14 protein-coding genes are annotated in these 16,367 nt (G+C 51.1%); 4 read left to right on the forward strand and 10 right to left on the reverse strand.

Annotated elements, in window-relative coordinates:
• Window positions 1-181: 181 nt before the first annotated feature.
• The gene (locus OGX94_RS10630) at window positions 182-1,378 is read right to left on the reverse strand and encodes a multidrug efflux MFS transporter (protein WP_003830951.1); all 1,197 of its coding nucleotides are present in this window, start codon (window positions 1,376-1,378) and stop codon (window positions 182-184) included.
• 301 nt (window positions 1,379-1,679) lie between these two features.
• Between OGX94_RS10630 and ddlA the strand changes: the two genes are divergently transcribed.
• Window positions 1,680-2,774, forward strand: a complete 1,095-nt coding sequence (gene ddlA, locus OGX94_RS10635; protein ID WP_032934537.1) for a D-alanine--D-alanine ligase — start codon at window positions 1,680-1,682, stop codon at window positions 2,772-2,774.
• Window positions 2,775-2,797: 23 nt separating this feature from the next.
• Here ddlA and OGX94_RS10640 read toward each other — a convergent pair whose 3' ends face one another.
• Window positions 2,798-3,016 carry a DUF2754 domain-containing protein gene (locus tag OGX94_RS10640; protein WP_003830949.1) on the reverse strand — a complete coding sequence of 73 codons (219 nt, stop codon included), beginning with the start codon at window positions 3,014-3,016 and terminating at the stop codon, window positions 2,798-2,800.
• A 264-nt stretch (window positions 3,017-3,280) separates the two neighbouring features.
• On the opposite strand from OGX94_RS10640, the gene OGX94_RS10645 reads away from it, so the two are divergent.
• Entirely contained in the window at window positions 3,281-3,604 is a 324-nt protein-coding gene (locus OGX94_RS10645; RefSeq protein WP_003830948.1) for a DUF2755 family protein, read from the forward strand.
• Here OGX94_RS10645 and OGX94_RS10650 read toward each other — a convergent pair.
• Window positions 3,589-4,692: a DUF1615 domain-containing protein gene (locus OGX94_RS10650; RefSeq protein WP_126955935.1), complete on the reverse strand. Its 1,104-nt coding sequence runs from the start codon at window positions 4,690-4,692 to the stop codon at window positions 3,589-3,591. The genes OGX94_RS10645 and OGX94_RS10650 overlap by 16 nt on opposite strands.
• 15 nt (window positions 4,693-4,707) lie before the next feature.
• Window positions 4,708-5,928 carry a peptide antibiotic transporter SbmA gene (gene sbmA / locus OGX94_RS10655; RefSeq protein WP_003021430.1) on the reverse strand — a complete coding sequence of 407 codons (1,221 nt, stop codon included), beginning with the start codon at window positions 5,926-5,928 and terminating at the stop codon, window positions 4,708-4,710.
• Between the two features lie 384 nt (window positions 5,929-6,312).
• On the opposite strand from sbmA, the gene ampH reads away from it, so the two are divergent.
• Window positions 6,313-7,470, forward strand: coding sequence for a D-alanyl-D-alanine-carboxypeptidase/endopeptidase AmpH (gene ampH / locus OGX94_RS10660; protein ID WP_003830945.1), 1,158 nt, complete (start codon window positions 6,313-6,315; stop codon window positions 7,468-7,470).
• Between the two features lies 1 nt (window position 7,471).
• Here ampH and iprA read toward each other — a convergent pair whose 3' ends face one another.
• Both iprA and ehaB read right to left on the reverse strand, forming a co-directional pair.
• Window positions 7,472-8,095: a hydrogen peroxide resistance inhibitor IprA gene (gene iprA / locus OGX94_RS10665; RefSeq protein WP_003830944.1), complete on the reverse strand. Its 624-nt coding sequence runs from the start codon at window positions 8,093-8,095 to the stop codon at window positions 7,472-7,474.
• 89 nt (window positions 8,096-8,184) lie between these two features.
• A complete protein-coding gene (ehaB, locus tag OGX94_RS10670; protein ID WP_257661408.1) occupies window positions 8,185-11,109 on the reverse strand; it encodes an autotransporter adhesin EhaB in 2,925 nt (974 codons plus the stop codon).
• A gap of 500 nt (window positions 11,110-11,609) precedes the next feature.
• Between ehaB and hemB the strand changes: the two genes are divergently transcribed.
• The gene (hemB, locus tag OGX94_RS10675; protein ID WP_257661407.1) at window positions 11,610-12,584 is read left to right on the forward strand and encodes a porphobilinogen synthase; all 975 of its coding nucleotides are present in this window, start codon (window positions 11,610-11,612) and stop codon (window positions 12,582-12,584) included.
• Between the two features lie 78 nt (window positions 12,585-12,662).
• Here hemB and tauD read toward each other — a convergent pair whose 3' ends face one another.
• From tauD to tauA, 4 genes are read right to left on the reverse strand one after another with little or no spacing between them, the layout of a single operon-like run.
• On the reverse strand, window positions 12,663-13,514 hold the full coding sequence (gene tauD, locus OGX94_RS10680) for a taurine dioxygenase (RefSeq protein ID WP_257661406.1): 852 nt from the start codon (window positions 13,512-13,514) through the stop codon (window positions 12,663-12,665).
• A complete protein-coding gene (gene tauC / locus OGX94_RS10685; protein ID WP_257661405.1) occupies window positions 13,511-14,341 on the reverse strand; it encodes a taurine ABC transporter permease TauC in 831 nt (276 codons plus the stop codon). The genes tauD and tauC overlap by 4 nt, the downstream gene beginning before the upstream one ends.
• Window positions 14,338-15,105 carry a taurine ABC transporter ATP-binding subunit gene (tauB, locus tag OGX94_RS10690; protein WP_003830938.1) on the reverse strand — a complete coding sequence of 256 codons (768 nt, stop codon included), beginning with the start codon at window positions 15,103-15,105 and terminating at the stop codon, window positions 14,338-14,340. Before tauB ends, tauC begins: the two co-directional genes overlap by 4 nt.
• A gap of 14 nt (window positions 15,106-15,119) precedes the next feature.
• Window positions 15,120-16,082, reverse strand: coding sequence for a taurine ABC transporter substrate-binding protein (gene tauA, locus OGX94_RS10695; RefSeq protein ID WP_003830936.1), 963 nt, complete (start codon window positions 16,080-16,082; stop codon window positions 15,120-15,122).
• Between the last annotated feature and the right edge of the window lie 285 nt (window positions 16,083-16,367).

Consider the following 16,367-nt stretch of genomic DNA (forward strand, 5'->3'; position numbering starts at 1 on the left):
AGTTGTATTTTTATAAGGAATAAAAAGATTTGCGAAAACAATCACAACACAAAATAAGGGTAAATGCGTCTGGATGCAGAATGATTCAATATAAAAAGGTAAGAAAATTAATAATCACACAAATATATAATACGCAATTATGGATTAACAACGCTGACAGGCAGCGTTGTTAATCAGGAACTCAACGAACCCCGCGCCGACGTCGTAACGCGATAGCTAGTTGCCAGATATTTATAAGCACAATGCTTGCTGTAGCAATGAACACCCAACGGAACCCCGCCATTGCCGAAACCGTCGCCCCCATTAATGGCCCGGCGACGTTGCCGAGATACATAAATGACTGGTTATAGCCAAAGATGCGCCCGGTTATCTGGTCGCTGGAGTATTTCACCAGCAGCGTCTGCACCGCCGGCAACATCGCGCCGTCGGCAAATCCAAGCAGAAAACGTAGTACTCCCAACTGCAACGGCGTGGTGACCCACGACATGGCGAAAAACAGCACCACCGCAAAGATTAACGTCGCCATTAAAATCCGCTCAGTACCAATACGGTCGCCTAATTTACCCAGTCGAGGCGCGGAAATCAGAGCAGAAATGCCCGGTACTGAAGCTATCAGCCCGCTGAGAAAGGCAATATTCGAACTATCTGGGACCATCGATTTGATAAACAGCGCCAGAATCGGCCCAATTGAACCGTTACACAGTTGAATCACCATGGTGGTAAAAAACAGGCTGATCACCAACGCCGGATGCGAAAGCGAGGCAAACACGGCCTTCCCACTCAGACGTTCACTTTTTTTAACCGTCGGGCGAACGCCCTCTTTGATCAAGAACAGTGTGACCAGAAAACTCACCACCAGCAAGGCGGCGGTAATACAGAATACCGCCCGTAAGCCAACATGATCGGCGATAAAGCCTCCCATCAGCGGTCCGCCAATGACGCCGCTAATTTGCGCCGTAGAGAGCGTACTCAGCGCCCAGCCGCTGCGCTCGCGTGGAACCTGTGACGCAACCAGCGCCATCGCATTAGGAATATATCCGGAGGTTAACCCCATCACCCCGCGCAGCAGAAAAAGCTGCCAGACATTAGTGGCAAATGCCTGGAGCAAAATCGCAATGGCCATCCCCAGTGAGGCCCGCAGCAGCATCAGCTTGCGTCCTTTGCGGTCGGCTAGACTGCCCCACATCGGAGAAACAATGGCTGAAATCAGGAAGGTGACGCTGAACGTTAATCCGGACCACATTGATAGCGCTTCATGCGAGGTCACGCCCAGTTGGGAGATATAGAGTGGTAAAAAAGGCAAGATTTGGCTAATCGCCAGTCCGGTAAAAAAGCACCCGAACCAAACGGAAATAAGGTTAACTCTCCAGGATTCCATAAGGACTCATAACGATAAGTAGCTGAAAACTGCGAGCAGCTTAACAAATTACTTAGCCGAATAAGGGTCTACAGGTGCGATAAATCACAGTTTAGGATTTTATCTTCCCGCTCATCATATTTGTGATATAGCTCACATCAAACCCATAATACAAACAGGGGATTGTGCTTCCCGCGCGATCTGCGTGTATGTCCCCTTCTAATCCCCTGTCATTCGCCAAAACAATCTGCCAGAAGCCGAGGAAACCTGCGTTTTGTCGTGGTAATGTATGTGCTTTGCATTCATGGAATGGGTTTTTAAGATGGCAAAGTTGCGGGTAGGAATCGTATTTGGTGGTAAATCAGCGGAACATGAAGTGTCATTGCAATCGGCAAAAAATATTGTCGATGCCATCGACAAGACTCGCTTTGACGTTGTGCTGTTAGGTATTGATAAACAAGGGCAATGGCACGTCAGCGATGCCAGTAGCTATCTGCTCAATTCAGACGATCCGGCGCATATTGCGCTGCGGCCTTCTGAAACCAGCCTGGCGCAGGTACCCGGTAAACAAGAGCACCAGTTGATCGATGCACAAAACGGTCAACCACTGCCGACGGTCGATGTTATTTTCCCAATCGTACACGGTACTTTGGGTGAAGATGGCTCTCTGCAGGGCATGCTGCGCGTGGCGAACCTGCCGTTTGTCGGTTCTGATGTGCTGGGTTCTGCTGCCTGTATGGATAAAGACGTGACCAAACGTCTGCTGCGTGATGCCGGGTTAAACATCGCGCCATTTATTACGCTCACTCGCGCGAATCGCAACAGCATCAGCTTTGCCGAAGTAGAATCCCGCCTGGGTCTGCCGCTGTTTGTAAAACCGGCCAACCAGGGATCGTCCGTTGGCGTCAGTAAAGTAACCAGCGAAGCCCAATACGATCAGGCCGTCGCGCTGGCATTTGAATTCGATCATAAAGTCGTTGTGGAGCAAGGGATCAAAGGCCGCGAGATCGAATGTGCGGTACTGGGCAACGATCATCCGCAGGCCAGTACCTGTGGTGAGATCGTGCTGAACAGCGATTTTTACGCTTACGACACTAAATACATTGACGATAACGGTGCCAAAGTTGTCGTTCCGGCAGCAATTGCGCCAGAGATTAACGATAAGATCCGCGAAATCGCCATTCAGGCATACCAGACTCTGGGCTGTGCCGGCATGGCGCGCGTGGACGTCTTCTTAACTGCTGAAAACGACGTTGTGATCAATGAGATCAACACGCTGCCTGGCTTTACCAACATCAGTATGTATCCGAAACTGTGGCAGGCGAGCGGTTTAGGCTATACCGATTTGATCACTCGCCTGATCGAACTGGCACTGGAACGCCATGCTGCAGATAGCGCGCTGAAAACCAGTATGTAAACCCGTCAGGATGCCTGATAGAGCTATTGGGCATCCTTTGCTTCATCATCTTCAACGCGGCGACGGATGATTAATCCGGCCAGCCAAAAGCTAATCACCCAGGTCACCAGCCCCACCGCATAGGTTTGCCATCCCTGCGCTTCAAAACCTAATAACCCCACCACGCCATTCAGAATAAAGATAAGCCCAATAGCGAAAGCATAGTAGTGCCAGTCTCGGCGGATTTTTACAGGCAGGTTCATAACAGCTCCGGTGAAAATACAACACAGGGAGGCATCCTCGCACATTTCCCCGAGGGCGTCTGTGGTCTGTGCGGAATTTCTTAAATGTAACTCAGTTTCACTTAAGGTTACATAATTGTGACCATCAACAAAAAACCGAAATCCAGGAATAATCTCTACCTGAAATTACCATCATTCTGATATTGACATTGCCGATCACCTGTCAGACTCACTCTCAGTTCCAGGCATTACGTCAAAAAAAGCGGGTTATTTCCGGAGGTCTTTATGGCTGATTTTACGCTCTCAAAATCCCTGTTTAAGGGCAAGCATCGGGATCCCTCCTCCCTGCCCGGCAACATTGCGTATGCCGTATTTGTGCTGTTTTGCTTCTGGGCGGGTGCACAGATTTTAAATCTGTTGGCCCACGCACCCGGCATCTATGAAGAACTGATGCAGCTGCAAATGCAAGAGACAGGACGCCCGCGGGTCGAAATCGGTTTAGGCGTCGGTACTCTCTTTGGACTGATCCCCTTCCTGGTAGGAAGCCTGATTCTTGGTGCCATCGCGGCGATCATGCGCTGGCGTCACCGTCATCATAAAGATGACTGATTCATACACTTCGCCCGACGATCGTCCACGCGTTTAGCAAACCATGCGGTAGTCAGATTACGCGTGATCTTCGGGCTTTCCAGTTGAATGCCCGGCAGCATTTCACGAGGAAGCGCTTTCCCGGTCTTTGCTTCCGCCAGCTTGTAGACCTTCTCGTACAGTGCGGTCTCTTCAAAGGCCTGGCTGTCACCTTTTTGCAGTTGACGGCGGATCTCACTCTCGCTCATCCCTAGCTTCCCGGCCAGTTTACGTACCGCCAGCTCCGTTTTGCCCGGCTCACTGCTGCCATAGAGAATCAGATCCCCATCCATCGCCAGCTTCACTCCGCTGGCTTTACTGACCGCATTCTGGAAAGCTGCATTGCGGCTCGCATACCATCCGGCATTAAAATCGGCGAAGCGGAAGATTGGCGCACTGTAATTCGCCGGGTAATTGAGCAGATGATATGTACCAAACCACAGCCCACCACGGCGGCTAAACACTTCCTGACGTACCGTCCCCGCCATTTTCCACGGATACCCGCTGGTGTGCTGCTCAGCAAACGCGATACTGACCTGCATTGGACCACCGGTATGTACCGGATTAAGCGATCCAAACAATGTCTGCCCCATCGGCACCATGTTGATGAAATCATCAAAGATAGCGCTAAGCTGTTTTTCCGTCTTCACCGTATCCAGACGCTCGCTGTAGCTTTTCCCCGTTGGCGAGTTAATCTTTAGCGCGGTATGCACGACAAACAGCGGGATATGCATGCGTTCTGCGCGACGATCAATCTCTTTCCAGGCTATTTTGCTTAAACCAGGAACAGCCGGATCGGCCTGGAAGTTTGACTCCTGCTGCGCTACCGCCAGCACCGAACAGATGTTTTCAACCGTCGGTGCCAGCTTCTGGCTTTCAAAGGTCTTTGCCAAATCCTGCGCCCACGCGTCCCGGTCTTTCACGCTGGCGGGCATTTTCTGGCGCACCACGCTCGCCACATCGACGGCTTTCTCCCCCTTTTTTAGCGGCTGCGCGGGTTGGCTACTACATCCCACCAGCACCAGTGCTGCCAGACCAGACAAGGGGTAAAGACGGGAAACCGTCGACATAGCATCTCCTTATTATTAACTCAGCGTATGGGTAACTTCCTGAATATCCTGACCATCAAGCTCTCGTTCAAAGCTGCGCAGACGCTTATAAATAGACATCAGTTCCACTAACGTTGTCCAGGAGTTAATCAGATACTGGAACGAGCCGCGCACCTGGCCAAACACGTTGGTGATTTGCGTCATCAAACCGAGCGTAATCGTACCGGCAACAATTGACGGAAACAGCAGGAACAAACCGAAAACGTTATCAACCTGCAGGTAAAGAATACGGGCGATATTGAAGTACATATAGTGAAAATAGAGGCGGAAGTAGTTTTGCCGTACCGCATGGAACAGTTCACGCACCGTCGGTGGCGTCGCACGGTTGCCATCATCTTCGCCATACACCAATTCTTTACGATAGGCCGCTTCCACGCGCTGGTTTTTAAACTCCAGCCCGGGAAGTTTTATCCCGACCACGGCCAGTAAACCGGTTCCCATCAGCGACCAGACAATCGCGGCAATCACCAGGCCATAAGGCACATGTCCAACAATCGGCAGGTCAGGAACATGGGCAGAGAGCGTAACCAGTACAGGCAGGAAGGCAATCAGCGTCATAATCGCGTTGATAAAGCTGACGCCCATATCTTCCAGCGTAGAAGCAAAACGCATGGTGTCTTCCTGCACACGCTGCGCTGCGCCTTCGATGTGACGCAAATGCTGCCAGTGCGCCATATAGTGTTCGTTCATCGCGGTACGCCAGCGGAACACATAGTGGCTGACGAAGAAGTTGTTCATCACGCCAATGACTACGGCTATCAGCGCAATACCGAGAAAAATGCCCACTTCATGATAGAACTGCTCAATCTTCACCTTGTGTGGTGCGCTGAGCGCAGTTTGAATCAGGTCATAAAATGGCGCATACCAGGCGTTGACAGCGACACCGACTTCAACCAGAAACCAAGTCACAAAAATAATCAGCGATGTGCCAAGAATAGACCAGTACTGCCAGCGGTGTGGGCTGTAGAGAAACCAGAACAGCGCGAACACCCCGACACAAAGAATGTAGTACGCATAAAAAATCAGGTAATCCAACGACCAGAAACGCGCTGCGCTAATAGGTACGTCTCCCGACGCGCCGGTAATATGTGCAACCCAGGCTCCCCCACCTGCTTGCCAGAATACAACGGCGACGAGTGCCCAAATAAATGCCGAAATAAAGAACGGCCCCGGCTTTGGGAAAAAAGACTTAAACATAGTGCTCTCCTGCTAACTTCTTATCGTTATGACGACTGCTGTGCATTTGCCACCGTAGAGTGCGGAGGCCAGACGGCTTACGCCCAAAAACACAAGCTGAAACCGACAATTGTGACCAAAACCGAGGCACTTAGTTCGCACCTCGGTTATGAAGAATTGTTTCTGTGGTTTTCACACTCGACAACGTTCCAGTATGTGCAGATTATCACAGCGTGAGATCACAAAAGCGAACATCCGCAATCCAGGAAACTCCTGTGTTTACTCATCGTTACGTTTTTCCCACTATTATTGGTTGATAAGCGCTTTGCAATACGCCGATGAGTAGTATAAATACGCATACGCACGACATCCTTTTTCACTTTCTCTAACTCATGGACACCACCGTTGAAACGTAGTCTGCTTTTTTCTGCCGCGCTGTGTGCGGCGTCATTGACATCTGTCCAGGCGGCACAGCCTATAACCGATCCGGTCTTCGCCTCTGATATCGTTGATCGTTATGCCGACCATATATTTTACGGCAGTGGTGCTACGGGGATGGCGCTCGTGGTGATTGATGGTAATCAGCGTGTATTTCGCAGTTTTGGTGAAACACGCCCCGGCAATAATGTTCACCCGCAACTGGATTCCGTAATCCGCATTGCCTCAATTACCAAATTAATGACCAGCGAAATGCTGGTGAAATTACTCGATCAAGGCACGGTCAAACTCAACGATCCATTGAGTAAATATGCACCACCTGGTGCACGCGTACCCACTTATCAAGGAACACCAATTACGCTGGTGAATCTGGCGACACATACCAGCGCACTACCGCGCGAACAGCCAGGCGGGGCAGCCAAACGGCCGGTGTTTGTCTGGCCAACCCGCGAGCAGCGCTGGAGCTATCTCTCAACGGCTACGCTTAAAGCCGCGCCAGGATCGCAGGCTTCTTATTCCAACCTGGCGTTTGATCTGCTGGCCGATGCGCTGGGTACCGCGTCAGGTAAGCCTTATCCGCAGCTGTTTGAAGAAAAAATCACCCGTCCGCTGGGGATGAAAGACACCACCTTTACGCCATCACCCGATCAGTGCCGACGCCTGATGGTCGCGGAAAAAGGTGCCAGCCCTTGTAACAATACGCTGGCAGCGATGGGTAGCGGCGGCGTTTATTCAACGCCTGGCGATATGATGCGCTGGATGCAGCAGTATCTCTCTTCTGACTTTTATCATCGTAGCCAGCAGGCCGACCGGATGCAGACGCTGATTTACCAGCGTACGCAGTTAACTAAAGTGGTGGGAATGGACGTTCCAGGCAGAGCCGATGCGCTTGGTTTGGGCTGGGTCTACATGGCGCCGAAGAATGGCAGACCGGGAATTATTCAAAAAACCGGTGGCGGCGGTGGCTTCATTACCTATATGGCGATGATCCCACAGCAAAACGTTGGGGCATTTGTCGTAGTGACGCGCTCTCCGCTGACCCGTTTTACCAATATGAGCGACGGTATCAACGAACTGGTTGCAGAATTGAGCGGGTACAAGCCACAGGTCATTCCTGCATCCTGATTCAATACTCAAAAGGCAAACGGTTAATGCACACCAGTTTGCCTTTATTCATTTCAATGTAACCGCCTTTGCGCAATGCCGCGAGAACCTCAGCGACAACCGAGCGTGAAATTCGTGTGCGTTGGTGAATATAGTTCATAACTCCAATGCGTGAACGAAGGGCTTCATCCCATTTCGTCATAGAGATCAATGTCGCGCGGATCTGATCGTAGGAGTTGTTGCCGATCAACTGCAGATCGCGTAATTCAAGCATGGAGTTTTGCCATGCCAACCAACAAAAAGCTTCACGCCAAAGCTGGCACTCTTCAATTATATTAATTGTTTGCGAGGCAGGTAGATGGTATCCCGTACAATCGCTTTCTGTGATTAATCTGTATTGTATATCTGTTTTTATCACACCATCTGAAAGCCCCATAATAAATGGTGCCTGCGCAATACCGACCAGCACATTCTCCCCTCGCCTCAGGGAAATTACACCATTTAAAATGATAAAGGTATCGTCACTGTTTATATCACTGGAATAAATTATTTCTTTATCGTTATCACACTCAAAGTGTTTGCCATATTTTGACAAACATTTATCAAGCTTACCAAATTCCACAAGCGGTTTATTTGCAGACAACATTTGGGCATTCCTTGCAATAAATGCCCGTCAAATCCGTGACGGGCATTTTTCTGAGTTAGATTATCTTTTCTTTAACAACAAGAGATGTCTTACCAGGTATATTTAACACCAACATTTGCAGACCAGTCTTGATCAACATCGCCACCACCGAGGTAGTTAGCATCGGTGTATGCGCTGAAGTTTTTGGTAAAGCTGAACTGAGTACCCAGTCCAACACGTACCGCAGAACCTTCTACACCGTTGTCGATAGAGTCGCCGTTTACGTCAGAATCGTTGTTAGAGTCATCGTAAACGTAGGCCAGTTTGAAGTACGGGGTCAGCGCCTGGTCGTCGCTGTAGGCGAAGGTATAACCTGCATCTACACCGAGTTCATAGCGCATGCTGTCATAAGACTGACCGTCAACTTTCATGTCGTTGCTCAGCTTATAATCATCACCAGACTGGAACAGACCGGATACGCTGCCGTATGGCGTTACGTAACCTGCGTCACCCAGCTTCAGGTCATAACCCAGTTTCAGGCCAAAGCCCCAGGCGTCAGATGAGGTGCTGCCATCAACATACTGACCGTTGCTCATGTTAGCAGTCAAATCGTTGTTGAAGTGAGAGTAGCTTAAGTTACCGTCAACAAAGATGTTGTTGGCAAAGTGAGCAGAAGAGTAGATGTAGGCAGTCTGGCTATCCTGATCCACTTGACCGGTACGGTCGCTCATATCACCTTTCGCGAAGCCTGCTGCAGCACCGACAATCCACTTAGCGTTGTTACCATCAATTTTGGAATCAACACCGACCATGATGCCGTTAACATCCTGATCGTAGTTAATGGTGCCATTATCTGCATCGAAGCTACCACCGAAGTAGCTAACCCATGCACCACCGTTATCAACCAGACCATGACGCGCGTTAGTCAGACGAGTACCAACGGTATCTTGTTCCAGGTTCCAGATATTGGTGTTAGCAGACGGAATGCTCAGCGCCATGTTCGCGTAGTCTGTCAGTTCCATCTGCTGTAGAACAACGGTGTTACCCTGCTGCTGTGCCTGATAGGTGTAAGCACCCAGGTCAGCTTTGTTGGCTGCAGAGAAGGTCGCAGTGCTGTTCGCGTCGTTAACGTAGACCAGCTCTTTTCCTTTGTAATCAGCAACAGAACCTGCGCCAGTCGCGTTGTCGATGCGGACTTTGTAGTTACCGGTTGCCGCCGCTACATGGTCACCATAGTTATCAACTTCAGACTGATCGCCTGAGGTGTCGGAATCGCCGTTACCGTTGATAGTCAGATGACCATCAGAGTTCATCGCGATCACGCCATAACCGTAGTTAGACTGAGATTCATCGTTAGTGCGATCGTTGGTCAAGTCAGCATCCAGCACATAGTTGTTGCTGTTGATGTCGAAAACACCCGCGTTAACATGGTTATAAGCGTCGGTGTAGCTGGTCAGATTCAGGGTATCAACCTGCAGCGCATTACCGGTACTGTTACCCACATCCAGAACGCCGTTGTTGGTGACGTTAATGGTGTTTGCATACAGCGCAGCACTACCTACACTCCAGCCAGCAGATACGTCGTCAGCAATCGTTACAGTACTGTTGTCGATAGACAGAGTATCTGTTGCAACATGACCATCTTCGTTGATGTTCAGTGCAGAACCACCGGTCAGGCCAATAGTGTCGGAGATCAGGATAGAATCACCCACGTTGACAACCGAACCGCTGTTAATGCTCAGGGTGTCGATCAGAGATGTTTTGGTGGTATCCCACTGTGAACCCGTATTCAGGGTCACATTGAACAGGCCGCTCTGATAAACCTCGTTACCTACCACATGACCATTTTCGTCATAAGAGGTCGTGTCGCTATCGATTCCGTAGGTTGAATCCGGCCACAGGCTGTTAGCGGTGATGTCGATCAGAGTAGCGGTGGCTTCAGTGCCTGCAGCGTAGCTGTCATAAACTCCGTCACCATCGGTGTCAACCTGGTGCACAGACATTGCCGCACCGACCCACTTACTGCCATTGTTCAGGGTCAGATCCAGACGGTCAGTACCGTCCCAACCATTGGTATCCAGGTCAGCATCGGTATCACGATAAGTGTCAGCACCGTTCGGGAAGAAGTTCTCATCGAAGTTGCTGGAGAACAGCACGTCCCCCATCAGCGTGGAATTATCAAACGTGGCAGTGGTCTGCATCGCGTTATCCGCATCCGGATGTGCAATAACCGCTAATGCAATATCGTCAGCGTTCCAGCCATTACCGTTGTAGTCGCTTGCATTGCTGGTGTTACCAAACCAGCCGGTGGTACCTTCGTCAGACCATGAGCCAGAGGTCACGGTAGAATCGCTGACAGCGATAGTGTTGTTAAATACTTCACTGCTGTTTACGCCAGTGCTGACGGTATTATCGTCAATATCTGCCCACTCGTAACCCTGAGTCAGGGTAATGCCAGCGACGTGAGAGTTGGCGGAGATAGACAGATCAACTTCTTGATCCAGTGTGATAGCCGTACCCAGGTTATAAACGTCGACAACGTGCGTGTCAGCTGCGTCATTATACGTACCGTTGTAGGTATAATGTTCGTAGTTGTCATCGATAGTTGAGTTGATGACGTTCATCGCCAGGCGATCGTAGTAATAGTCAGTACCCGTACGGTTAGTACAATCCGTGGTCATACATTCGGATGTCACCATACCGTGAATGGTGCTGTTTTTAATGGTCAGGCTGTTGTTATTGGTGTTAGTAGACAGCCCATCATCCAGATAATAAGTAGAAATAACGCCGTTGACAGTGGCGTTATTGATTACCGGATAAATATCACCGTTATAAATACTATCGGTATCGTAATTGTTCCAACCGACATATCCATCATAATAGACGCCATCCGCATAAGATGCGTCATTATAATGAGCAAACGTTGTGTAGGTGGTCCCAGAGATATCAGTTGAAGCATTCGCCTGAGAAGTGATTGCCAAAGTGCAGGCTAATGCTAATTGTGATACTACAAGCTTCTTTTTCCAAGTGTGCATTTGTCATCCCTCCTCAGGGACGTAATATAGTTGATCCATCAATTATCAATGCAAAGAAAACATTTTATGTTTCGCGGGAAGGATTATGCGGTTTCACAAAGGAAAGGTTCAATTATTCTTTGGCTTAAGTCCGATTACGGACAATAGATATGCAAATTATTCGAAACAGCAAACAAACGTAAAAATCATTTCTATTTTAGATAGTTACATGCAAAGACACTGGCAAAACAATATATTAAATTTATGATTAACTTAAAAATCAAACGTCAGCAAATAAATGCCGTTAAATCCCGCCACTTAATTAAAAATTAAATTAAACTAAATTCACCATAAAACTAATCACTATTTAAAATAGTCATAATTGCAAAAATAGAGATAATACATAATACCAAGCATTGGTAACATCACCATAACCTCGGCATAACGCCAACTTTCGTAAACCCCTCGCCCTCAGGTTCGGGTATACTACGGCCTTCGATTCCACAAACATCAGGCATACCATGACAGACCTAATCCAACGCCCTCGTCGCCTGCGCAAATCCCCTGCGCTGCGCGCTATGTTTGAAGAGACAACACTCAGCTTAAATGACCTGGTGTTGCCGATCTTTGTTGAAGAAGAACTCGACGATTACAAAGCTATCGACGCCATGCCCGGCGTGATGCGCATTCCAGAGAAACACCTGGCGCGCGAAATCGAACGTATTGCTAATGCCGGTATCCGCTCGGTCATGACCTTCGGGATTTCTCATCACACCGATGAGACCGGCAGCGATGCCTGGAAAGAAGACGGTCTGGTGGCGCGCATGTCGCGTATCTGTAAGCAGACCGTACCAGAAATGATCGTCATGTCCGACACCTGTTTCTGTGAATACACCTCGCACGGTCACTGCGGCGTATTATGCGAACACGGCGTTGATAACGACTTAACCCTTGCTAACCTCGGCAAACAGGCAGTCGTTGCCGCAGCAGCGGGCGCAGATTTCATCGCCCCTTCCGCCGCAATGGACGGCCAGGTACAGGCGATTCGCCAGGCGCTGGACGCCGCGGGCTTCACCGATACTGCGATCATGTCCTACTCCACCAAGTTTGCCTCTTCTTTCTACGGCCCGTTCCGTGAAGCCGCAGGCACGGCGCTGAAAGGCGATCGTAAAACGTATCAAATGAACCCGATGAATCGCCGTGAAGCGATTCGCGAATCGCTGCTGGATGAAGCCCAGGGAGCAGACTGCCTGATGGTGAAACCGGCAGGCGCGTATCTCGATATTCTGCGTGATATCCGCGAGCGCACCGAGCTTCCGATTGGCGCTTATCAGGTCAGCGGTGAATACGCGATGATCAAATTTGCGGCGATGGCAGGTGCAATAGATGAAGAGAATGTGGTTCTGGAAAGCTTAGGCTCGATCAAACGCGCTGGCGCGGATCTGATCTTCAGCTACTTCGCACTGGATCTGGCTGAGAAAAAAATCCTGCGCTAATCACATTGTTGCCGGATGGCGGTTTCGCTTTATCCGGCCTACAGATCGTAGGCCCGGTAAGTCAATCGCCGCCGGCAATCATCCCGCCCGATAAAACGGCTTGTCTCCCAAAATTGTCGCCCGGTGCATAATGCGCCTCTGTGGCAGATAATCCGCATTGGCATAATGTTGCGTGACGCGATTATCCCAAATCGCCACATCGTCGGGCTGCCAACGCCAGCGCACCTGAAACTCCGGTTTGGTGATATGCGCGAATAAAAAGCTTAGTAACGCCTCGCTCTCTTTTTCCGTCACATCGACAATTCGCGTAGTAAATCCCTCATTCACAAACAGTGCCTGTTTACCGCTTACCGGGTGCGTGCGCACCACCGGATGTAGCAATGGCGGATGTTTCGCCACCGCATCCAGCCAGCGCTGATGCTCTTCTGGTGTCTTGCGGTATTTATATTCCTGGAACGATTTACGGAAATCATGCTCTGCCCGCAGGCCACTCAGCAACTGACGAAACGGCTCAGACAATGCGTCATAAGCAGCAATTCCGCTGGTCCATAGAGTGTCTCCCCCGGCGGATGGCAGCTCTTTTGCTGCCAGAATCGCCCCGGCAGGCGGCGTGTCGATAAAGGTCACATCGGTGTGCCAGTTATCGTTATCCGGCGGATTATCGTTATGGGTATCCAGCACGATAATTTCCTCTACCCCTTCGGAATGTGGATAGACCGGATGAATATGCAGATCGCCGAAACGCAGCGCCAGCGCCCGCTGCTGTTGCGGCGTAATCACCTGCTCACGCAGAAACACCACCTGGTGACGCAGTACCGCGTGATAAAGCTGTTCAAACTGATTATCGCTCAGCGGACGCGTTAAATCCGCACCAGTGATTTGTGCGCCAATATACGGCCCCAGCGGGGTAATGCTCAAACGTTCACTCATTGTACTTCTCCATGCCAGGGCGTCAGGCGACGCTGAATCGCGCGCAGACCCAGTTCTAAAATAAATGCGATAACGGCAATGACCGCGATCCCTGCCAGCACCACATCCGTTGCCAGAAACTCACCGGCTGACTGCACCATAAATCCTAACCCTCGCGTGGCCGCGATCAGTTCAGCTGCCACCAGCGTCGACCAACCCACGCCAAGCCCAATGCGTAACCCGGTGAGGATCTCCGGTAATGCCCCCGGCAAAATAACAAACCACAGCACCTGCTTACGGCTGGCCCCCAGCGACTGCGCGGCGCGCACTCTCACCTGCTGCGCACTTTTCACCCCCGCCAGCGCCGACATCGCCACAGGGGCGAAAATCGCCAGATAGATCAGCAGGATCTTGGAGGTTTCACCGATGCCAAACCAAATGACCATCAGCGGTAAATAGGCCAGGGGAGGAACCGGACGATACAGTTCAATGATCGGATCGAGAATGCCGCGCATCGTAGGACTCAGCCCCATCGCGATCCCAACCGGAACGCCCAGCAGCACCGCCGCCAGCAGCGCGATAACAATACGCGTCAGACTCGCCGCCAGATGCTGCCACAGCGTGGCATCCATAAACCCTTGCGGCCCGGCAATGACGAGCAGCTTTTGTAAAACCTGTCCCGGTGGCGGTAAAAACAACGGACTGATTAACTGCAGCGCCGCCACCGTCCACCACACCTCCAGAATGACGGCCAGCGTACCGAGGCTTAAGGTAATCTGTCGCGAAAACGGCCAACGCCAGTTCAGCACCCGCTGGCGACGGGGTTTATCATTAATCACCACGCTCATGAGAATGCCTCCCGTTGTTCAAAGACACGACCTAACACGTACTCGCGCATGGCGATAAACTGCGGATCGGACTTAATGCTGCGGCTCGACTCTCCGGCCACAAAGCGACGGGCGAAATTGAGCGGCAGACGTTCCAGTACCCGGCCAGGGCCTGGGGACAGCAATACCAGTTCTGTCGCCATAAATACTGCTTCTTCAATATCGTGGGTAATCAGCAGCACCTGTTTGCCGGTCTCATGCCACAGCTTCAGCAGCAGGGTTTGCATCTGCTCGCGAGTAAAGGCGTCGAGCGCGCCAAAAGGTTCATCCAGCAGCAACAGCTGCGGATTGGCCGCCAGCGCCCGCGCAATGCCGACGCGCTGACGTTGCCCACCGGAAAGTTGCCAGATAAAGCGTTTTCCCGCGCCCTCCAGCCCGACTTTCTGCAACATATCCAGGGCAATACGCTGGCGCAGCTGCTTGTCCACGCCCGCCAGTTGCAGACCAAAAGCCACGTTGTCCTGCACGTTACGCCAGGGCAGCAGACCTTCATTCTGGAAAACGACCCCGCGATCTGCCCCCGGACCGTCAACACTGTTACCCGCCAGCGTGATGCTGCCATGCTGATACGGCACAAACCCGGCAATCAGATTTAACAGCGTGGTTTTCCCGCAACCGGAAGGCCCGAGTACCACCAGCAGTTCACCACTATCGAGCGTCAGGTTGATATCCTCCAGCGCCGGTTTTCCACCGTAGCTGGCGGCAAGATGAGAGATTTGCAGCATCATCGCCTCCTTATTTATTGCACGAAGCGATCGGTAACGTACTGGCTGTAATCTGTCGCGACAGCGGGGACTTTGCCCTGCTCTTTAAGGAACTGCGCGGTGTCGATAATCGCTTTGTTCACCGGGCCGGTTAGCTCAGCGGTTTGCTGTTGCGGTGTCAGGTAAGTGTTACCTTTCACCAGCCCCGGTACATCCGCCTCCGGTACGCCGCTCAAACGCGACAGTTTGCTGATATTCTCCGGCTGCTTCAGCCATTCATCAGGATTAGCGATATAAGGCTGCTGGGCATCGATAGCGCTTTTGGCAAAGGCTTTCACCACCTCAGGATGCTTCTCGGCAAAATCTTTGCGCACCACCCACACGTCAAGCGTCGGTGCTCCCCACTCGCCAACCTGTGAGGAGTCCGTTAACACCTTACCGTCTTTTTCCAACGCATTGACCGCAGGTGCCCAGACATACGCACCATCAATATCTCCGCGCTGCCATGCGGCAATAATCGCCGGTGGTTGCAGGTTCACAATCTCCACCTGGCCGGGTTTAATCCCCCAATGTTTCAACGCCGCCAGCAGGCTGTAATGGGTGGTGGAAATAAACGGCACGGCAATGCGTTTGCCAATCAAATCTTCCGGTTTACTGATGTTTTTCTTCACCACCAGCGCTTCAGAATTGCCGAGCTTTGATGCCAGTAGGAAAACCTCAATAGGCACCTGCTGGCTGGCAGCGACCGCCAGCGGGCTGGAGCCGAGATTACCGATCTGCACGTCGCCGGACGCCAGCGCACGAACGATGCTCGCGCCGCTGTCGAATTTGCGCCAGTCAACGGTCGCCCCGCTCTCTTTGGCAAAGGTGTTGTCCGCCTGCGCCACTTTGGCAGGTTCGGCGGAGGTCTGATAAGCAACGGTGACGTTCACCGCCTGCGCCTGAAATGCGATGAATGCCAGTGCGGCAAGAAGTGCGTTACGCGATGAAATAGCCATGATTGTCTGCTCCCCTGTCTTGTTATGGAGGCAGTATTTCGTTGCGGCACAATTTGATAAAGGAATTAAAAATTCTGGTTAATAGCGATCTGTTTTTAGAAAAAAAGCGGCAATAGTTAGCTATTTCGCTCATTACGGAATGTAGGCCGGATAAGGCGATTGCGCCGCCATCCGGCAATCAATGCCTGATGCGCTTATCAGGCCTACACTCGCTGTAAATTATTGCGATTTTGTTACATTCGTTACATATCCGCGCCACGGTGATTGCCAGCGCGGTGCTGGCAG

This window comes from Citrobacter sp. Cpo037 (assembly GCF_030332945.1).
Taxonomy (GTDB): Bacteria; Pseudomonadota; Gammaproteobacteria; order Enterobacterales; family Enterobacteriaceae; genus Citrobacter; species Citrobacter portucalensis.